The sequence below is a fragment of the Micromonospora sp. NPDC005413 genome, from assembly GCF_040606435.1.
GTDB lineage: Bacteria > Actinomycetota > Actinomycetes > Mycobacteriales > Micromonosporaceae > Micromonospora.
In genome coordinates this window covers 154,722-173,900 of the sequence record NZ_JBEXEV010000004.1, presented here as the reverse complement: position 1 = coordinate 173,900, position 19,179 = coordinate 154,722, and the positions used below count along the sequence as shown (strand labels likewise).

At 71.6% G+C, this 19,179-nt stretch carries 18 protein-coding genes; 8 read left to right on the top strand and 10 right to left on the bottom strand.

What is annotated here, in order from left to right:
• Positions 1 to 4: 4 nt before the first annotated feature.
• The 4 genes from ABZS37_RS08305 to ABZS37_RS08290 all read right to left on the bottom strand — a co-directional run bounded on the left by ABZS37_RS08305 (position 5) and on the right by ABZS37_RS08290 (position 4,037).
• Positions 5 to 976, bottom strand: coding sequence for a serine/threonine protein kinase (locus ABZS37_RS08305; RefSeq protein ID WP_355166816.1), 972 nt, complete (start codon positions 974 to 976; stop codon positions 5 to 7).
• Positions 973 to 1,728, bottom strand: coding sequence for an NUDIX domain-containing protein (locus tag ABZS37_RS08300; RefSeq protein WP_355166814.1), 756 nt, complete (start codon positions 1,726 to 1,728; stop codon positions 973 to 975). The genes ABZS37_RS08305 and ABZS37_RS08300 overlap by 4 nt, the downstream gene beginning before the upstream one ends.
• A gap of 93 nt (positions 1,729 to 1,821) precedes the next feature.
• Positions 1,822 to 2,676 (bottom strand): MaoC/PaaZ C-terminal domain-containing protein, encoded by an 855-nt coding sequence (locus tag ABZS37_RS08295; RefSeq protein ID WP_355166812.1) that lies wholly within the window; start codon positions 2,674 to 2,676, stop codon positions 1,822 to 1,824.
• Positions 2,676 to 4,037, bottom strand: coding sequence for a 3-oxoacyl-ACP reductase (locus ABZS37_RS08290; protein ID WP_355166810.1), 1,362 nt, complete (start codon positions 4,035 to 4,037; stop codon positions 2,676 to 2,678). The genes ABZS37_RS08295 and ABZS37_RS08290 overlap by 1 nt, the downstream gene beginning before the upstream one ends.
• A 55-nt stretch (positions 4,038 to 4,092) precedes the next feature.
• Here ABZS37_RS08290 and ABZS37_RS08285 point away from each other — a divergent pair, with 55 nt between their 5' ends.
• Entirely contained in the window at positions 4,093 to 5,385 is a 1,293-nt protein-coding gene (locus tag ABZS37_RS08285; protein ID WP_355166808.1) for an acetyl-CoA C-acetyltransferase, read from the top strand.
• Here the strand turns inward: ABZS37_RS08285 and ABZS37_RS08280 are convergent.
• Positions 5,363 to 5,845, bottom strand: a complete 483-nt coding sequence (locus ABZS37_RS08280) for a hypothetical protein (RefSeq protein WP_355166806.1) — start codon at positions 5,843 to 5,845, stop codon at positions 5,363 to 5,365. The genes ABZS37_RS08285 and ABZS37_RS08280 overlap by 23 nt on opposite strands.
• A gap of 26 nt (positions 5,846 to 5,871) precedes the next feature.
• Positions 5,872 to 6,222 carry a hypothetical protein gene (locus ABZS37_RS08275; protein ID WP_355166804.1) on the bottom strand — a complete coding sequence of 117 codons (351 nt, stop codon included), beginning with the start codon at positions 6,220 to 6,222 and terminating at the stop codon, positions 5,872 to 5,874.
• 257 nt (positions 6,223 to 6,479) lie between these two features.
• Between ABZS37_RS08275 and ABZS37_RS08270 the strand changes: the two genes are divergently transcribed.
• Both ABZS37_RS08270 and ABZS37_RS08265 read left to right on the top strand, forming a co-directional pair.
• On the top strand, positions 6,480 to 7,022 hold the full coding sequence (locus ABZS37_RS08270) for a UTRA domain-containing protein (protein WP_355166802.1): 543 nt from the start codon (positions 6,480 to 6,482) through the stop codon (positions 7,020 to 7,022).
• A 19-nt stretch (positions 7,023 to 7,041) separates the two neighbouring features.
• Positions 7,042 to 7,770 (top strand): GntR family transcriptional regulator, encoded by a 729-nt coding sequence (locus ABZS37_RS08265; RefSeq protein ID WP_355166800.1) that lies wholly within the window; start codon positions 7,042 to 7,044, stop codon positions 7,768 to 7,770.
• Positions 7,771 to 8,275: 505 nt separating this feature from the next.
• On the opposite strand, the gene ABZS37_RS08260 is transcribed toward ABZS37_RS08265, so the two are convergent.
• Positions 8,276 to 9,016: an SDR family oxidoreductase gene (locus tag ABZS37_RS08260; protein ID WP_355166798.1), complete on the bottom strand. Its 741-nt coding sequence runs from the start codon at positions 9,014 to 9,016 to the stop codon at positions 8,276 to 8,278.
• A 222-nt stretch (positions 9,017 to 9,238) separates the two neighbouring features.
• On the opposite strand from ABZS37_RS08260, the gene purB reads away from it, so the two are divergent.
• Entirely contained in the window at positions 9,239 to 10,663 is a 1,425-nt protein-coding gene (gene purB / locus ABZS37_RS08255) for an adenylosuccinate lyase (protein ID WP_355166796.1), read from the top strand.
• A 127-nt stretch (positions 10,664 to 10,790) separates the two neighbouring features.
• Here purB and ABZS37_RS08250 read toward each other — a convergent pair whose 3' ends face one another.
• Together ABZS37_RS08250 and ABZS37_RS08245 are read right to left on the bottom strand one after the other, a co-directional pair.
• Positions 10,791 to 11,354 carry a YbjQ family protein gene (locus ABZS37_RS08250; protein ID WP_355167086.1) on the bottom strand — a complete coding sequence of 188 codons (564 nt, stop codon included), beginning with the start codon at positions 11,352 to 11,354 and terminating at the stop codon, positions 10,791 to 10,793.
• Between the two features lie 24 nt (positions 11,355 to 11,378).
• Entirely contained in the window at positions 11,379 to 12,062 is a 684-nt protein-coding gene (locus tag ABZS37_RS08245) for a trypsin-like serine protease (RefSeq protein WP_355166794.1), read from the bottom strand.
• A gap of 354 nt (positions 12,063 to 12,416) precedes the next feature.
• On the opposite strand from ABZS37_RS08245, the gene purS reads away from it, so the two are divergent.
• From purS to ABZS37_RS08225, 4 genes are all read left to right on the top strand, one after another.
• Positions 12,417 to 12,680 carry a phosphoribosylformylglycinamidine synthase subunit PurS gene (gene purS / locus ABZS37_RS08240; RefSeq protein ID WP_030491392.1) on the top strand — a complete coding sequence of 88 codons (264 nt, stop codon included), beginning with the start codon at positions 12,417 to 12,419 and terminating at the stop codon, positions 12,678 to 12,680.
• Positions 12,677 to 13,360, top strand: coding sequence for a phosphoribosylformylglycinamidine synthase subunit PurQ (gene purQ / locus ABZS37_RS08235; RefSeq protein ID WP_354992835.1), 684 nt, complete (start codon positions 12,677 to 12,679; stop codon positions 13,358 to 13,360). Before purS ends, purQ begins: the two co-directional genes overlap by 4 nt.
• Positions 13,361 to 13,445: 85 nt before the next feature.
• A complete protein-coding gene (gene purL, locus ABZS37_RS08230) occupies positions 13,446 to 16,130 on the top strand; it encodes a phosphoribosylformylglycinamidine synthase subunit PurL (RefSeq protein WP_355166792.1) in 2,685 nt (894 codons plus the stop codon).
• A 4-nt stretch (positions 16,131 to 16,134) separates the two neighbouring features.
• Complete coding sequence (locus ABZS37_RS08225) at positions 16,135 to 16,890, top strand: 2-phosphosulfolactate phosphatase (protein ID WP_355167084.1); 756 nt, start codon at positions 16,135 to 16,137, stop codon at positions 16,888 to 16,890.
• 126 nt (positions 16,891 to 17,016) lie between these two features.
• Here ABZS37_RS08225 and ABZS37_RS08220 read toward each other — a convergent pair whose 3' ends face one another.
• Positions 17,017 to 19,029: a hypothetical protein gene (locus ABZS37_RS08220; RefSeq protein ID WP_355166790.1), complete on the bottom strand. Its 2,013-nt coding sequence runs from the start codon at positions 19,027 to 19,029 to the stop codon at positions 17,017 to 17,019.
• Between the last annotated feature and the right edge of the window lie 150 nt (positions 19,030 to 19,179).

The following is a 19,179-nucleotide window of genomic DNA, read 5'->3' as shown; positions in this document are numbered from 1 at the left end:
CTCCTTAGGGGGTGAGGGTGAAGGGTCGGAAGGTGCGTGGCCCGTAGAGCCGGTCCAGCACCTGGTCGAGCTCACGCAGCAGGCGCCAGGCGTCGTCGGGCCGGGAGTCCAGAGACCGCTGCCGGCAGCCCTGCGCGAAACCGTGCAGCTTGCGGGGCGCGCGCGGCCCCATCAGCCAGCTCATGCACCGGCTGGCCATCGCGATGTCGGTGCCCGGCCCGCAGGGCCGCTTCGCGGTGACCTCCGGCGGATACCAGTCCTCGTGGCCCGGCACCAGCGCCGGGATAGTGCTCCCGACGGGTGCGGAGAAGCACCAGTCGACCAGCACCACGCCGTGGGCGTCCGGCTCGATCAGCACGTGTCGCGGCAGGACCGCCCCGTGCACCACGCCCGCCCGGTGGGCCAGGCCGAGCGCCACCAGCAGCCGCCGCCACATCCAGGCCACGTCCCGGGCGTCCAGCCCGTCGGGGTACGCGCGCCGCACCTCGTCGAGGTCGTGCAGGCCGGGCGTGGTGGCGAGCACGTTGATCCGCCGTTCGGCGCCGCTCACGGTGTCGCGGTGCCGGAAGTCGTCGACCAGCCGGGGCACGTACGGCAGGTAGCGGGGGTCGCCGCGCTCGGTGATGGTGCGTAGGGCGTGTGCCTCGCGGCCCATCAGGTCGTTGTCGGTGGGCTGTCGGGGGAGCTTGAGCAGCCGATCGGCGCCGACGTCGTAGAGGTCGGCCAGGTCGCCCGAGTGGGCCGGCGTGCCGAGGCGGTAGTCGCCGAGGACGGTGACCTGCCGGGCCTGCCACCGCGTGGTGACGTGGATGAACGCGTCGAGGGCCTCGGCGCGTACCGCCGGGTCGGCCGGCAGCCGATCGGGGTGCAGGGCCGCGACCAACTCGCGGTAGCGACGGGCCGGCTGGTCCGTGCCGAACAGGTCGGCGTCGGTGCGGGCCGCCGTGACCAGACCGATGGCCGCCGCGGTCTTCATCGCACCGTCTCCTCGCGGGCGGGGCGCAGCAGCGCCGGGTGCAGCAGGCGGGCGTCGCCGGCCCGGTAGAGCCGGGCGCGGGGGCCGCCCCGGGCGCCGCCGTGCTCGGTGCTGGCGCCCGTGCTCTCCACGAAGCCCGGCACGGAGAGCACCTTGCGGTGGAAGTTGCCGGCGTGCAGCGGGTGACCCCAGACCGTCTCGTACACGGCGCGCAGGTCGCTGATCGTGAACTCGGCGGCGAGGAAGCGCGTGGCGAGCGGGGTGTATTCCAGCTTGGACCGGGCCCGCTCCAGCGCGTCGTCGATGATCCGGCCGTGGTCGAAGGCGAGCTGCCGGCTGGTCAGCGCGGTCACCGGCAGCCAGATCGCCGCGTCGGCGTCGGTGCCGGCGGCCGGGTCCGGCAAATCGGGGGCGAACGCGAGGTGGGCGATCGAGACAACGCGCATCCGCGGGTCGCGGTCGGGGTCGCCATAGCTGCCCAACTGCTCCAGGTGTACGCGCCGAAGCCCTTCGCCGCCGAGCCCGGTCTCCTCGGCCAGCTCCCGTCGGGCGCCAGCGGTCAGGTCCTCGTCGGGGCGGACGAAGCCGCCGGGCAGCGCCCAGTGCCCCTCGAAGGGTGGCTGGCCGCGCTGGATCAGCAGGAGGTGCAGCGCGCCGTCGCGGATGGTCAGTGCCACCACGTCGACGGTGACAGCGACCGACGGGTAGGCCCGGGGGTCGTACGCGGCCAGGAAGTCCTGCTCGTCAACCATGTCTCTCTCAATCTGAGAACATCTCGTTGTGAGAAGAACGTACCGCACAAGAATGCCCCTGCCAAGCCCGAATCCGGGATTGGCAGGGGCGCGTCAGCGCACGAGACCCACCAGGTGCGGCCGGCCGCGCGAGTCGTGCAGGGCGAACCCGCCGTCCGGGAGGAGGGCGAAGCTCACCGTGCTCGGCAGGGGCACGGGCAGCTTGAAGGCGACCTCGACGGTGTAGGCGTCCGGCAATCGGTTCTCCAACGCGGCCAGGCAACGCGCCTTGCTCCACATGCCGTGCGCGATCGGCCGGGGGAAGCCGAACAGCCGCGCCCCGAGCCGGGACGTGTGGATCGGGTTGTGGTCGCCGGAGACCCGCGCGTACTGCGTGCCGACGCGGGGCTCCACCCGCCAGTGCGCCGTGGCGGCCGGCGCCTCGGGGCGTTCGCTCCGGTCGCGCCGCGCACCGCCGTCGGGCTGGCGCTGCCGACCGAGGTACGTCGAGACGCCGCGCCAGACCTCCTCCCCGTCGACCGAGCCGACCAGCACCACATCCACCTGCCGCCCCCGGTCGTGCGGGCGCAGGTTCTCCGCGTACGTCGTGAAGTCGAGGGTCTCGTCGGCGGTGATCGGGCGGCGCACGGTGATCCGGTTGCCGACGTGCACCACGCCGGTCAGCGGGATGGGGAACTCCGGAGTAGTCATCAGCCGCAGGGTCAGCGGGAAGCCCATGACGTGCGGGAACGTCGCGGGCAGCCGGTCGGTGAGCCGGAACCCGCAGACCCGGTCGTAGTCGGCCAGGTGTGCCCGGTCGACGGTCACCCCGCTCGCGGCCAGCTCGACCGTGGCCAACTCGCCCACCGGCAGGCCGGGCCCGCGCCGCCCGCCGCCGAGGCTCGGCAGCGCGCCGAGCAACGCCCGCCGGTAGAGCGCGCCGGTCGACGGCTGGATCCGCGCGCCCATCACGCCCCCAGCAGGCTCTGGCCGCAGACCCGGACCACGTTGCCGCTGACCGCGCCGCTGGCCGGCCACGCCAACCAGCCGATCGTCTCGGCCACGTCGACCGGCAACCCGCCCTGGGCCAGGCTGTTCATCCGCCGGCCCGCCTCGCGAACCACCAGTGGGATGCGCGCGGTCAGCCGCGTCTCGATGAAGCCGGGGGCGACCGCGTTGACGCTGATCCCCCGGTCGCGCAGGGCCGGGGCGAGCGAGTCGACGAGCCCGATCACGCCCGCCTTGCTGGTGGCGTAGTTGGTCTGCCCCCGGTTGCCGGCGATCCCGGCGATCGACGAGACCGACACGATCCGCCCGCCGGTCGGGATCAGCTCCCGCTCCACCAGCACGTCGTTGATCCGCTCCTGGCTGGAGAGGTTGACGTCGATCACCTGGTCCCACCGGTCGGCGTCCATCCGGCCGAGCGTCTTGTCCCGGGTGATGCCCGCGTTGTGCACCACCACGTCGACGCGGCCGTAACGGCTGGCCAGGTGGTCGGCGAGCCGGGTCGGCGCGTCCGGCGCGGTCAGGTCGAGTTGGAGCGCAGTGCCGCCGATGTCGTTCGCCACCGCGGCGAGGGCGTCGCCGGCGGCCGGAATGTCCAGTGCCACGACCCGCGCGCCGTCGCGGGCGAGCACCCGGGCCAGCGCCGCACCGATGCCCCGCGCGGCGCCGGTGACCAGCACCACCTGCCCGTCCAGGGGGCGGTCCCAGTCGGCCGGGGCGCTCGCCTCGCCGGCACCGACCCGGATGACCTGCCCCGAGACGTACGCGGATCGGCCGGACAGGAGGAATCGGAGGGTTGATTCAAGGCTCGTGAGGGCGACACTGTCGGCGCGGGTCACGTAGACGAGTTGCGCGGTGGTGCCGCGGCCGAACTCCTTGCCGATGCTGCGGACCAACCCTTCCAGGGCCCGCTGGGCGGTCGCCTCACGTGGCGTCGGGCACTCCTGCGGCGGGGTGCCCAGCACGATCACCCGACCGGCGGGGAGCACGGCCCGGGCCTGCGGATGGAAGAAGTCGTAGAGCTGGCGCAGATCGGTCGAGTCGGCGATCCCGGTGGCGTCGAAGAGCAGTGCGCCGTACCGCTGAGGGTTGTCTGTGGAGGCGGTGGCGGCCGGGTCGGCCAGCTCGACCCCGGCGGCGGCCAGGATCTTGGCGACCGGCTCGGCGAGGCGGCCGCCAGGGGCCGCGCCGAGCAGGGCCGGCCCGGGAAGCAACGGGTCGCCGGGGTGGTGTCGGCGCAGTCGCGGCGGGTCGGGCAGCCCGAGGCGCTTGACCAGCGCGCGGCCGGCGGCCGATTGGACGAAGCTCGCGTACCTGTCGGTCATGGGCGTAGCCTACTGGCGAGTAGGGTTCGAGCAACACATCTCAAGGAGGCGGATCGTGCAGAGCATCCGACGGGTCGCGGTCATCGGCGGCAACCGCATCCCCTTCGCCCGTTCCAACTCCCGCTACGCGGACGCGTCCAACGCGGACCTGCTCGGCGCCGCGCTGGACGGCCTGATCGCCCGCTACGGGCTGGCCGGGCAGCGGGTCGGCGAGATGGTGACCGGCGCGGTGCTCAAGCACTCCCGTGACTTCAACCTCACCCGTGAGGTGGTCCTCGGCTCCCGGCTCGACCCGCACACCCCGGCGTACGACATCCAGCAGGCCTGCGGCACGGGCCTGGAGGCAGCGATCCTGGTCGCCAACAAGATCGCCCTCGGTCAGCTCGACGTGGGCATCGCCGGCGGTGTCGACACCACCTCCGACGCCCCGCTCGCGGTCAACGAGGACATGCGGCGCACGCTGCTCAAACTCAACTCGGCCCGCACCCTCGGCGAGCGGCTCAAGGTCGCCGCGAAGTTGCGCCCGCTCCAGCCGTTCAAGCCGGAGATCCCGCGCAACGCCGAGCCGCGTACCGGCCTGTCCATGGGTGACCACGCCGCCCGCACCGCGCTGCACTGGCAGATCGACCGGCGATCCCAGGACGAGCTGGCGCTGCGCTCACACCAGCGCCTGGCCGCCGCGTACGACCGGGGCTTCTTCGACGACCTGATGACGCCGTACCTGGGGCTCACCCGCGACCAGAACCTGCGCCCCGACACGAGCCTGGAGAAGCTCGGCTCGCTCAAGCCGGCCTTCGGCACCCGCGGCCCGGACGCCGAGCAGGCCACCATGACCGCCGGCAACTCCTCGCCGCTCACCGACGGCGCGTCGACCGTGCTGCTGGCCAGCGAGGAGTGGGCGAGCGCGCACAACCTGCCGGTGCTGGCCTGGTTCAGCTGGTCGGAGACGGCGGCGGTGGACTTCGTGCACGGCGACGAGGGGCTGTTGATGGCTCCCGCGTACGCGGTGCCCCGGATGCTGGCCCGCGCGGGGCTGACCCTGCAGGACTTCGACTACTACGAGATCCACGAGGCGTTCGCGTCGCAGGTGCTGGCCACCCTCGCCGCCTGGGAGTCGCCGGAGTTCTGCAAGGACCGGCTGGGACTGGACGCCCCGCTCGGGTCGATCGACCGCGAGAAGCTCAACGTCAACGGCTCCTCGCTGGCGGCCGGGCACCCGTTCGCCGCCACCGGCGGGCGGATCGTGGCGACCCTGGCCAAGCTGCTGGCCGAGAAGGGCAGCGGGCGGGGGCTGATCTCGATCTGCGCGGCCGGTGGCCAGGGCGTCACGGCGATCCTGGAGCGCTGAGGCGTCCCTGTCGATCAACCTGTACGTCGTCCGGTCGCAGCCAGCCGAGGAAGCGGGTGTACAGGTCTCCGGCGGGGTGGTGGCGCAGGTCGGAGGTCGCGTCGGCCAGTTGCAGGCCGAGATACACGCCGAGGGCGGCGCGGTTCCCCGCGTAGTTGGTGAGCAGCCTGTCTCGCCGGTCTGGGCAGGGCCATGGCCGGCCGCAACCCGCACACTCCCAGCCGGGGCGGATCGGCACATGCGCGGCCGGTGCGGGGACCGGCCGGACCCGGACCGTGTCCAGCTTGGCGAGGACCCGACGCTGACGCGGCCCGGAGGGGTGATCCAGCTCGACACCCCGCAGGTGGATCCAGATGCCGTCGCTGTGCCGCTCCCGGCGACCCAGCTCGATCACCCGCAGGGTCATGGTGCCCAGTCCGTAGCAGTAGTGCTGCTCGGACAGCGCGACGACATCGCCCACCCGGAAAGGGATCGGCGGACGTGCCGTCACGGGGTGACCCAGGCGTCCGACCCGGGGGCGGGTGTGCCCAGCCGGAGGGTCCAGACGAAGGTCAGCAGCGGCGCGCGGCGGGGCATCGTCCGCCGTTGCGGCCCGAACCAGTTCCGCCAGCCGGCCCGGCGGCGCCGCGGCTCGCCAGCGGGAAGCACCGGTCGGCCCAGGTCGACGAGGCGGTTCGCCGCTGCGTTCGCCGGCCGGCACGGGCCGGCGATCAGGCAGACCACGCAAAGGTTGCTCTGCGGATCGGGTACGTGGCTGGTCAGGATTTCGCGCGCCGCCTCTGCCTCTGCCTCGTCGCGGTGCCACACCTGGCTGGTTGTTGACCGGTAGACGCCCATTCCTCGCTCCTGTCGGCGAGGGGCGGGCGCACGGCTCACCTCGGGCCGTGTGCCCGCCCCGTCACGGACCGGCGTCGCTCGTCGGGCCGACGCGACGCCGGTGTTGGCAGGGAGCGGTCACGGTCGGACGCGCCACCCCGGTCCACCTTTTGGAGTACCTTACTGCCATTCGAATAAGGCGACAAGGCTGAAGCGTTGCGCCACGCCGTATGACGGGGTCTACCCTTGCCCGCAGGCCACATGAACAGGAGTCAGACGTGAGCGGTCCCGAGTGGCTCAGCGTGTCGATGCCCTACGTCCTCCCCCGATCTCCGCAGGACAAGGACGCCTGGGCTGAGGACGCGGCTCAGCAGGGTGGTGTGGGCACCCAACGTTTGCTTGAGGTGAGCGAGGTGGCATCGACCACCGAGGTCGCCGAGGCGCTGCAGGTGGAGCCGGGTGCGCCGGTGGTCGTCCGCCGGCGGTTGATGCTGATGGACGAGCAACCGGTGGAACTCACTGACTCGTACTACCCCGTCTCCATCGCCCACGGCACGCCGCTCGCCGAGCCCCGCAAGATCCGCGGAGGAGCGGTCGGTCTGCTCGCCGAGTTGGGCTATCGTCCCGGGCAGGTGAGGGAGGACGTCTATACGCGGGCGCCGGATGCGGTCGAGCGGAGTGCGCTCAACCTGACCGGGCAGGAGTGGGTACTCGGCCTGACGCGCCTCGTCAGCACGCGAGAGGGTGTGCCGATCGAGGTCAGCGTGATGACGATGGTGCCGCAGGGCCGGCGTCTGCGGTACGAGTTGACGGTCGACTAACGGAGCGAGGGAGGGCGACATGGCCAGCGGCAGTGACGGCCGGCCTCGCCACGAGCAGATCGCGGCCGACCTCCGCGCCCGCATCATGTCCGGCGATCTGCCGACCGGGTCTCAGTTGCCCTCGATCCCGGCGTTGGTCACGCGCTATTCCGCCGCGACGGCCACCGTCCAGCGAGCCCTGGCGGCGCTCAAGGCGGAGGGATCTGTCTATAGCGAGGTCGGCAAGGGCGTTTACGTCCGGGACCGGCAACCGCTCGTGGTGGAGGCATCGCCCTACCTCATGCCTTCGCCCGGCGGGTACGCCTACCGTCTTTTGGGCGTCTCGGAGGTCGATCCGCCGCTTGAGGTGGCGCAGGCCCTCCAGCTTGCCGAGGGCGAGAAGGCTGTCCTGCGCCAGCGTGTGCTGCGCCACGACGGTGAGCCGGTCGAACTGTGCTGGTCGTATTACCCGAGTTCGATAGCTCATGGGACGGAACTGGCGGAGCGCAAGAAGATCATTGGTGGGGCGGCCCGGGTGTTGTCGGATCTCGGTCGTCCCCAGCGGAGCCTGCTCGACCGGGTGTCGGCCCGGATGCCCACCGCCGAGGAGGTCGAAGCGTTGGCACTGCCTCCCTACGTACCGGTACTGCGTCAGCTACGGGTGATCCACTCGGAGGGAGATCGCCCGGTCGAGGTGTCTGTCCTCGTCAAGGGAAGCCACCTGCACGAGCTGCGTTACCAGCTGCCCGTCCTGCCGGACGAGGGCTGACGAGACGGCGGTGAGCCGGTTGACCTCAATAGGGTCACTGGGCTGTGAAGAGAACAAGAAACGGCCCTAGCGAGACGGCCGACCACGAGCGAGTCTGCGTCACCTGACGCGGGAAAATCATCCAGCGGTTACCCCACGACATGAAGAGCGCCACACCTCTCGGTGTGGCGCTCTTCGTTGTCTTAACCCCAGCGGTATGGCCTGCCGACACGCGGCTACTAGGGACCGTCCTGGGGTCTTCGCGTCTGGAGTACGGTGATCGACCCATCGCGCTCCGTCGGATCGCAACGGTGCCGCTTCCTCCCCGGCTTCTGGTTCCTGCGCCAGTCCTCGGGAGGACGCTGGGAGATCGGCCTGTACGAGCGCGGGACACGCGACGTGCGGCAGGTTTTCGACACCGAGGAGGAGGCGTGCGCGGGGCCGTGGCGCGTTCGCCGGCCGTCCCGCTCCTCCCTGATCCAATGCAGGAACCGTGCGTGGAGGGTCCCCCGCAACCGTGACCGGGTCAGGCGGTGGCGCCGCCGTCGATGGCGATCGATGCGCCGGTGATGTGCCGGCCGCCCTCGCCCACCAGGTGGCTGACCGTCGCCGCCACGTCGGCCGGCGTCCCGTACCGGCCGAGGGCGATGTGCGACCGCTGCGCGTCGGCGCCGGCGCTGCCCGACGGGTTCATGTCGGTGTCGGTGGAACCGGGAAGGATCACGTTGACGGTGATCCCGCGCGGGCCGAGTTCACGGGCGAGGGCCCGGGTCAGGCCGTTGACCGCGCTCTTGGTCATGGCGTAGACGCTGACTCCCGGGTCTGGGACGCGGCTGGCGAAGCTGCTGCCGATGTTGACGATCCGCCCGCCGTCGCCCATGTGGCGTGCCGCCGCCTGGGTCGCCAGGAACGCCCCGCGTACGTGCACGGCGATGGCCAGGTCGAGGTAGTCGAGGCTGACCTTGTCGATCGGCCCGGCCGAGAACACGCCGGCGTTGTTGACCAGGATGTCCAGCCGCCCCAGTTCGGCGACGGTCCGCTCGACCGCCCCGGCCACCGCCGTACCGTCGGCGCTGTCGGCCCGGATCGCCAGGCCGGTGCGGCCGTACGACTCGATGTCGGCGACCACGGCCTTCGCGCTGTCTTCCGCCTCGCGGTAGGTGAACGCGACGTGGGCTCCATCTTCGGCCAGCCGGCGCGCGACGGCCGCGCCGATACCGCGGCTCCCGCCGGTGACGAGGGCGACCCTGCCGGTAAGTCTGGACACGCTTCCCCAATCCTGTCTGTCGACTCAGGAGAATGATCACCTTATCCGGCGCCCGGTCCGTGCAGCCTGGGCCGGATCCAGGTCAGCCGAGCCCGTGCCGCGTTGACGACGACCGTCTGCACGACATCCCGCGGGTGTGACCTGACCCGACCCGTTCCGCCGATCGGCCGGCGGGCCGGGCTGGCTGGGGCTGCGACCGGCGCGTACGGGAGAATGGGGCGCGTGACGACGATCCCGAACGTGCTCGCCAACCGGTACGCCTCACCCGAACTGGTCGCCCTCTGGTCACCGGAGGAGAAGGTCCGGATGGAGCGGCGGCTCTGGCTCGCCGTGCTCCGCACGCAGCGCGATCTCGGCGTGCCCGTGCCGGACGGCGTGGTCGAGGCGTACGAGCGGGTGCTCGACCAGGTCGACCTCGCCTCGATCGCGGAGCGGGAACGGGTCACCCGGCACGACGTGAAGGCCCGGATCGAGGAGTTCAGCGCGCTCGCCGGGCACGAGCACGTGCACAAGGGGATGACCTCGCGGGACCTCACCGAGAACGTCGAGCAGCTCCAGGTGCGTGCCTCGCTGGAGCTGATCCGGGACCGGGTGGTGGCCACCCTCGCCCGACTGGCCTGGCTGGCCCACGAGCACTCCGAGCTGGTCATGACCGGCCGTTCGCACAACGTGGCGGCGCAGGCCACCACGCTGGGCAAGCGCTTCGCGTCGGCGGCGGAGGAACTGCTGATCGCGTACGAGCGGCTGGAGGAGCTGATCGCCCGCTACCCGCTGCGCGGGATCAAGGGGCCGGTCGGCACGGCCGCTGACCAGCTGGACCTCTTCGACGGCGACGCCGACAAGGTGGCCGAGCTGGAGCGCCGGGTCGCCGAGCACCTGGGCTTCTCCCGGGTGCTGGACAGCGTCGGGCAGGTCTACCCGCGCTCGCTGGACTTCGACGTGCTGGCCGCGCTGGCCCAGACCGCCGCCGCGCCGTCGTCGCTGGCCACCACGATCCGGCTGATGGTCGGCCAGGAGTTGGCCACCGAGGGCTTCAAGCCGGGTCAGGTCGGCTCCAGCGCGATGCCACACAAGATGAACACTCGCTCGTCTGAGCGGGTGAACGGCTTCGCGGTGATCATCCGGGGCTACCTGTCGATGGTCGGCGAGCTGGCCGGTGACCAGTGGAACGAGGGGGACGTGTCCTGCTCGGTGGTTCGTCGGGTGGCTCTGCCGGACGCGTTCTTCGCCGCCGACGGGCTGTTCCAGACGTTCCTCACCGTGCTCGACGAGTTCGGCGCGTACCCGGCGGTGATCAACCGGGAGCTGGAGCGGTTCCTGCCGTTCCTGGCCACCACGAAGATCCTGGTGGCGGCCGTCCGGCGTGGCGTCGGCCGGGAGGTCGCGCACGAGGTGATCAAGGAGCACGCGGTCGCGGTGGCCCTCGCGATGCGCGAGAAGGGCTCGCCGGAGAACGACCTGTTCGACCGGTTGGCGGAGGACGGCCGGCTCGGCCTGTCCCGCGCCGACATCGACACCCTGGTCGCCGACCGCACGGCCTTCGTCGGCGCCACCCAAGCCCAGATAGCAGCGGTAACCCGCCGCATCACCAAGGTGGTGGAAACCCACCCAGAAGCAGCCACCTACACCCCACCCCCCATCCTCTAACCCACCCCCACCCCCACCTCGCGCTCCCCACCCCCCTGGCCCGTGTTGATCAAGAGGTTTCGGTCACCAGGGAGATCGAAGATGACGCAAACTTCTTGATCAACAGGGTGGGGTGGGGTGGGTGGGGTTACTCGCCTGTGGGGGTTTCGGCGGCCGTTCGGAGGTTGGGGGCGCTGGCCGGTTCGGCGATGCCGCCGGGCGACTCCGTGAAGCCCGCGTCGTGCGCGGTCTCCGCGGCGACCGCCGGCTGGTCGGCCGGCATGACCTCGGGCATCTTGGGTACGGCGACCACTGCCGTTCCGTACGCGCAGATCTCCATCCACATCTCACCGCAGTCCCGGCTGTCGAACCGCATGCCGATCACCGCGTTCGCGCCCAGCCGCAGGGCCTCCTCGCCGAGTCGGGCCACCGAGTCGGTGCGCCACCGGGTCAGGTTGTCCGGGGCCATCGGGTCGTACGCGCCACCGCGCAGGTTCTTGACACCCTCGCGGTACGGGTTGCGCGTCCTGGCCATCGATGACACCACCTCACCGAGAATCTGTCGGATCTCGTAGCCGGGCAGTTGCTCTGTCGTCACGACCAGCACGTTTCCGATGCTGTCAGGATCGGCGTGACCCGATCGGGTGCATTGTTCACCTGATCGGATGCTGCAAAACGACGCGGCGCGGACGGCCGGCACGCCGCCGACCATCCGCACCGAGGCGGGCGTTAACCGTCAGACACCGGCCGTCGAGGTGATCCAGGCCCGGTTGTACGCAACACTGCCGTAGTTCTGGATGCTGGAGCCGTCGGCCGTGGAGGCGACGCCGACCTGCTGGCCGTTGTAGAACTGGGGGCCGCCCGAGTCGCCCCGCCAGGCGTTGCCGTTGATCCTGGTGCTGCGGATCGCCTGACCGCCGTACGCGTCGGTGACGCTGTTACTGGTCACCCGGACGGTGGCGGTCTTGAGCTGGGTCGACGCGGCGCAGCCGCTGTAGCAGGTCATGCCCCAGCCGTAGATCGAGTTGGTCGAGTTGATCGGCGGGTTGCTGCTGGCCAGGGTCACCGTCGAGGTGCTGACGGCGCTGGAGAGCCGCATGAGGGCGAGGTCGCTACGGGTGTAGGTGGCGCTGACCGTACGGGTGACCCCGCCGGAGGTGCGGTTCACGCTGCCGATCCGGACGGACATGGTGCCGCTGATGCAGTGTCGGGCGGTGAGCACCCACTGCGAGGCGATGACGCTGCCGGAGCAGGTGAACGACCCGTTGCTGAGCACCGCGGCGGCCCAGGGTGCGGACGAGACGGTGGTGCCACCGATGATGGGTTGCGGGCCGGCGGGGGCGGCGACGGCTCCGGATGAGGCGCCGAGGACGCCGATCAGCGCGGTGCCGAGCAGGGCGAGCAGGGGGCGGATGCGCATCGGGTGGACTCCTTGGACGGGGCGGGCCCGGGGTCGCCGGGCGCGGGAGGCGGCAGCGGGGGTTTCCGCCAACACCGGAATCGACTTACATCGATGAACAGTAGGGCCCGAGGCGGTGGTTTTCAAGGAATTGATCGAGGCTAACCTATGTAACGATTCGGCCACCCGCTGCGCCGTATATGCCCTGCTGAGGCCACCTGTCCCGCGTGCAGGGCCGCACTGGGTGCCAGTAATGTTGATCACTGCCTGAACTGCGCCCGGCCGGTGCGTCCGTGGCGGTATCTGCCAGGTACGCTGGCTGCGCTCGCCCGTTGTGGGTCGGCACCCAACTGCGTACACAGTCAGGAGTGCCCAGTGCCTCGCGTCGTCGTCGACGTCATGCTCAAGCCCGAGATCCTCGATCCGCAGGGCCAGGCCGTCGCAAACGCGCTGCCCCGGCTCGGCGTCGGTGACGTCGCCTCGGTTCGGATCGGCAGGCGTATCGAGATCGAGTTCACCGGTGAACCGGACCTGGACCGCGCTCGGGAGATTGCCGACAAGCTGCTCGCCAACCCGGTCATCGAGGACTTCACCGTCCGCCTGGTCGAGGCCGACGAGACCGCGGACGCCCGCTCGTGACCGCCCGGGTCGGTGTGGTCACCTTCCCTGGCTCGCTCGACGACGGGGACGCGGCCCGGGCCGTCCGGATCGCCGGCGCTGAGCCGGTCCGGCTCTGGCACGGCGACCCGGGGCTGCACGGGGTGGATGCGGTCGTGCTGCCCGGCGGCTTCTCGTACGGTGACTACCTGCGTTGCGGCGCCATCGCCCGGTTCGCCCCGGTGATGGAGACGATCGTGGACGCCGCCCAGGGTGGTCTGCCGGTGCTCGGCATCTGCAACGGCTTCCAGATCCTGTGCGAGGCGCATCTGCTGCCCGGCGCGCTCACCCGCAACCAGCACCTGCACTTCCGCAACCGGGACCAGATCCTGCGCATCGAGTCGGCCGGCACCGCGTGGACCAACACGTTCCAGCCCGGCCAGGAGGTGCTCATCCCGGTGAAGAACGGCGAGGGCTGCTACGTCGCGGACACCGCGACGCTCGACCAGCTCGAAGCCGAGGGTCGGGTGGTCGCCCGCTACATCGGCGGCAACCCCAACGGGTCGCAGCGCGACATCGCCGCGATCACCAACGCCGCCGGCAACGTGGTCGGCATCATGCCGCACCCCGAGCACGCGGTGGAGGCGCTCACCGGCCCATCGTTGGACGGCCTCGGCTTCTTCACGTCGGTCCTCAAGCACCTGGTGGGGGCGCCAGCGTGAACGACGCCAGCGTGAGCGGCGGCACGACGATCATCGGTCAGCTCAACCGCCGGTCAGGCGGGCACGAGCGCAGCGAGGAGAGGTCATGACCACCCATCCGGACCCGGTACGGGACACACCGGAGGCGTATTCTGCCCCGGCGCAGCCGACCGAGCCGCGCCCGGCGGAACCCGCCTACCAGGCGACCGCTCCCGCCCAGCCGGCCACGGCCGACTGGACCGACGGCGTGGACACCGTGCCGCGTGCCGGTGGCACGCCGGGCGAGCTCCAGCCGTACACCGAGCTGGGTTTGCGCGACGACGAGTACGACCGGATCCGGCAGATCCTCGGCCGCCGGCCCACCCAGTCCGAGCTCGCGATGTACTCGATCATGTGGAGCGAGCACTGCTCCTACAAGTCGAGCAAGGTGCACCTGCGCCAGTTCGGTGAGAAGGCCCCGCACAGCGACCGGCTGCTCGCCGGCATCGGCGAGAACGCCGGTGTCGTGCAGATCTCCGACGAGCTGGCGGTGACCTTCAAGGTCGAGTCGCACAATCACCCGAGCTTCGTCGAGCCGTACCAGGGTGCGGCGACCGGCGTCGGCGGCATCGTCCGGGACATCCTCGCCATGGGCGCCCGCCCGGTCGCGGTCATGGACCCGCTGCGCTTCGGTGCCGCGGACCACCCCGACACCGCCCGGGTGCTCACCGGCGTGGTTGCCGGCGTCGGCGGTTACGGCAACTGCCTCGGTCTGCCCAACATCGGTGGTGAGTTGGTCTTCGACCCCTCCTACCAGGGCAACCCTCTGCTCAACGCGCTCTGCCTGGGCGTGCTGCCGGTGAACCGGCTGCAGAACAAGGCCGCCGCTGGCCCGGGCAACGTTGTCGTGCTCATGGGCGCCAAGACCGGCCGGGACGGCATCGGCGGCGTCTCGGTGCTCGCCAGTGCCACGTTCGACGAGGGCAGCGAGGCGCGTCGCCCCGCCGTGCAGGTCGGCGACCCGTTCATCGAGAAGCTGCTGATCGAGGCGTGCCTGGAGTTGTACGACGGCCAGCTGGTGGTCGGCATTCAGGATCTCGGCGGCGCCGGTCTGACCTGCGCGCTCACCGAGACCGCCGCCGCGGCCGGCACCGGCATGCGGGTCTGGCTGGAGCGCGTGCCGCTGCGCGAGCCTTCGATGGACCCGCACGAGATCCTGGCCAGCGAGTCCCAGGAGCGGATGCTGCTGGTCGTCGAGCCGGACAAGCTCGACGCGGTGCTCAAGACCGCCGAGAAGTGGGGCGTGCTCGCCACCGCGATCGGCGAGGTCACCGCCCCCGAGCCGGACGGCAGCCCGGGTCGACTGCTGATCACCTGGCAGGACCACCTGGTCGTCGACGTGCCGCCGGGTTCGCTGGTCGACGACGGCCCGGTCTACGCCCGGCCGATGCGTGAGCCGGCCGACCTGATCCTGCTCCAGGCCGACCGGGCCGAGACGCTGCCCCGCCCGGCCGACCCGGAGGCGCTGCGGGAGACCGTGCTGCGCATGATCGCGTCGCCCAACCTGGCCGACAAGACCTGGGTCACCGAGCAGTACGACCGCTACGTGCTGGGCAACACCGTGCTCGCCCAGCCGGAGGACGGCGGTGTGATCCGGATCGACGAGCGGACCGGGCTCGGCGTGGCGCTGTCGGTGGACGGCAACGGCCGGTACGCCCGGCTCGACCCGTACAACGGCACCAAGCTGGCCCTGGCCGAGGCGTACCGGAACGTCGCGGTGACCGGCGCGAAGCCGATTGCCGTGACCAACTGCCTCAACTTCGGCTCCCCGGAGGACCCGGGCGTGATGTGGCAGTTCGCCGAGGCCGTGCGTGGCCTGGCGGACGGCTGCCTGGAGCTGGGCATCCCGGTGACCGGCGGCAACGTCAGCTTCTACAACCAGACCGGTGCGGCGGCCATCCACCCGACCCCGGTGGTCGGCGTGCTGGGTGTGCTGGACAACGTCGCCGACCGGGTGCCGATGGGCTTCGTTCCGCGCGCCGGTGGCGACCACGACCAGCTCTACCTGCTCGGCGAGACGAACGTGGAGCTCTCCGGCTCGGAGTGGGCCTGGGTGACGCACGAGCACCTCGGCGGCATCCCGCCGCAGGTCGACCTTGCTCGGGAGAAGGCGCTCGCCGACCTGCTGGCCGAGGCGGCCCGGGTCGGTCACCTGACCTCCGCGCACGACCTCTCCGACGGTGGCCTCGCCCAGAGTCTGGTCGAGTCCTGCCTGCGTCGCGGCGTCGGTGCCCGGATCGCGGTGCCGGAGCACTTCGCCGGCGGCTCGATGCCGTTCGTCTACCTGTTCAGTGAGTCCGCCGCGCGGGCGCTGGTGTCGGTGCCGCGTGGCCACGACAAGGCGTTCGCGGCGCTCTGCGCCGAGCGTGGGGTGCCGTTCGAGCTGATCGGCGTCACCGACCCGTCCGGCGGCGCACTCGAGGTGCACGGCCAGTTCCGGATCGGCCTGGACGAGCTGCACACCGCGCACACCGAGACGTTGCCGCGTCTCTTCGGGGGCGCTGCCGCCGTCGAGGTGCCCGCGCCGGCCGCCGGCGTGGCGGGTGCGGTCGAGGCAGTGCCGCTGCCGGTCGCACAGGCCGAGCCGCTCGACCCGGCCGAGGTGGTCTCGGAGCCCATCGCTTCTTCAGGCCCTTCCCCGGAGACCGGCGCTGTCGAGCCGATCGGGTCGGAGCAGCCGAGCGTCACCGATCAGGACGGGTCGTCCGAGTCTGACACCGGTGTCACCGAGCCGTCGCCTGACGAGCGCTGAGGCGTTGACGGCCGCCGTCTACGGCCAACCCGGTTCCGGTGCCCGATTCGACTGGGGCCTGACCGGGGCGGCCGAGCTCGGTAGGGTCTGCGCTGCGCTGGTGGTGGTGGACGTGCTGTCGTTCACCACCGCCGTGGAGGTGGCCGTCGCCCGTGGCATGCGGGTGCACCCGTTCCCCTGGGGTGAGCAGGCCGCCGAGTACGCCGTACGTGTCGGCGCGGTCGCGGCGGTGGGCCGGCGGCGGACGACCGCGGAGCATCCGTGGTCGCTCTCGCCCGCCGCACTGAGCACGGCACCTGTGGTGGCGGACCTGGTTCTGCCCTCGCCGAACGGCTCCGCCATCAGCGCCGCCGCCAGCGCCACGGGCCTGCCGGTGGTCGCGGCGTGCCTGCGGAACGCAGACGCCGTCGGGCGTTGGCTGCGCCGCCAGGGGTACGGCACCACGGACGCTCCGATCGGTGTGATCGCCTCGGGGGAGCGGTGGCCGGACGGGTCGCTGCGACCGTCGGTGGAGGACCAGCTCGGCGCCGCCTCGGTGCTGGACTCCCTGTCCGGTGTGCCGGGCGGGCTCTCGGTGGAGGCGGCCATGGCGCTCGCCGCGCTGGCGAGCACTCCGGATGTGCCCGCCGCGGTGCGCGGGAGCATCTCCGGTCGGGAGCTGACCGAGGGCGGCTTCGCCGGGGACGTGGACATCGCCGTCCGGATCAGCGTGTCGGACGTCGTGCCGGTGCTCCACCAGGGCGTCTTCTCCGCGGCCTGACCGCGTCCACTGACTCAGCTCCGCTTCCGTGAGGCCACGGCATCCACGCGTGGACCTTGTAACAGCGAAACGGCCACCCGCAGATCCGGGTGGCCGTTTCGCTGTCGCTGAAGGCGCTGTGGTCGGTCAGTCGTCCAGCCAGTCGAGGCGTCGGCCGCCCCGCTCGGTCGGCGGCGGGGTGTCCGGCCGGGTCCGGCCGGCGGCGGGCTGACCGTAGCCGCTCTGGTCGTAGCCCCGGTCGTCGTAGCCTGCGCGCTGCTGCGGGGGCTCCTGGCCGTAGTTGGCCTGGTCGTACCCACCGGCGGCGGGTTGGCCGTAGCCACCCTGGTCGTAGCCCCGGTCGTCGTAGCCTGCGCGCTGCTGCGGGGGCTCCTGGCCATAGGTGCCCTGGTCGTATCCACCGGCGGCGGGCTGACCGTAGCCACCCTGGTCGTAGCCGCCGGCCTCCTGACCGCCGTACCCTGCGGTCGGCTCGGCAGCCCGACCGCCGTACGGGGCCGCGTCGGACTGGCCGTACCCGTGCCCCTGCTCCGGCTGGTAGACGCCGGTGGCGTACGGGTCGGCCGGAGCCGGGTACTGGGTGCTGTCGCCGGTGTAACGGCCGGTCGGTTCGTCGTACCGCTCGCCGTAGGCCGCTCCGCCAGCGGGAGCCGGCGGGTAGGCGGCGGTCCCGGCCGGGGCGGTGTAGTCACGGCTGCCGTAGCCACCGCCGGAGGCCGGAGCGTTGCCGTAGCTGCCACCGGAGGCCGGTGCGCCGCCGTAGCCGGCGCCGGAACCGGGCGCGGCGCCGTAGCCGTCACCGGCCGCGCCAGCGCCGTAGCCGCTTGCAGGAGCGCCGTAGCCGCCGCCAGAGGCGGGGGCGTTGCCATAGCCGCCGGCGCCGTACCCGCCGGGTGCCGGCTCCTCGCCGTATCCGGCGCCGCCCCAGTTCTGCTGGCCGGCACCGCCGTACGGCTGTGCAGGCGCGGCGTACGGGTCCGGTGGGACGTCATCGACCACCGGGCGGTGCATCATCGTCGGCGCCTCGCTCAGCGCGGCACCGCCGACCATGGTCGGGTCCGCCCCGCCGCCGGGACGGCCGCCGACCACGCGGGTCTGGTCGTCGGGGCCACGGAACCCGCCCCGCGCCGGTGGGACGACACCGCCGCCACCACCGGTCGCCGGGTCGTCATCGTCGTCGCCGCTCTCCTTGCGCTTCATCCAGAGCAGCACGATCGTGCCGACACCGGCGGCCACCAGAAGACCACCGAGCAAAATGATCATGTACGAGCCGAAGCCGCCGCCGTCCTCGTTGTTCGCGGCGTTCGCCGGGGCACCGGCGGTAGCCTCCGCGGTGGGCTCCTCCTCGGTGCCCTCCTCGGTCGCCTCGTCGGTGGGGACGGCCTCGGCGGTGGCGGACGGCGTCGCGCTCGGCGTCACCTCGACCTTGATCGCGAGGGTGATCCGTTGGCCGGTGACGGACTGCCCGGCGTTGGCGTTGATGGTCTTCCGGCCAACGACGTTGTCGGAGCTGGCGCCCAGTTCGAGGCGGCCGGGGGCGATCGGGTTGTCGGTGGTGCCGGTGAAGCGGAAGTTGCCGCTGTTGTCGCTGATGGCGTCGTGGCGTTTACCACCGCTGTCCAGCAGCATCACCACGGCGTTCGGCACCGCGTCGCCGTTGGCCTGTACGACGACCTTGCCGGCGACTGACTTCACGGTCTGGTTCTGCGGCGGTGGCGGAGCGGCCTTGCCCTTGACCGTCAGCGCGAAGGTTTTGGTGTCCGGGCCTGAGTCGGCCTCAACGGCCACGGTGACGGTCGCGGTCGCGTCGCCTGCATTGTCATCGGCCGCGATCCTGACCAGCTGAGACTTTGTCTGGTTCAAGGGAGAGCCGGAGAAGTTCACATCGCCGCAACCGCTGGCGCATCTGACACCCTGCGGTAGGCCAGCGAGGCTGATCGTCGCCTTGCTGTCGCCATTACCCGCGGTGACACGCACGGTGACCGTGGCGTCGCTGCCGGCGTTTACGGAGACCGAGTTCGGGGATACCTCGACGCTTGCGGCCATTGCTGGTGTGGCGGGGACGGCGAGTAGAGCGCCGGCGACCAGCGCTACGACCACACCGGCCCGCTGCTTCCAGGCACGTCGGTGTGTTGACACGTCCACCGCCTTCCGGGCTGACTTCCCTCTGACCGGCGGGGCGCCGGGCCGGGGATCATCACGGTTCGAATACGCCGTCGGCAACTATGCCTTGTCCGACTGGCTTGGCGCGACCCAGGGCCAACGTCGGATGCTCGGCCTGCGGGTCGT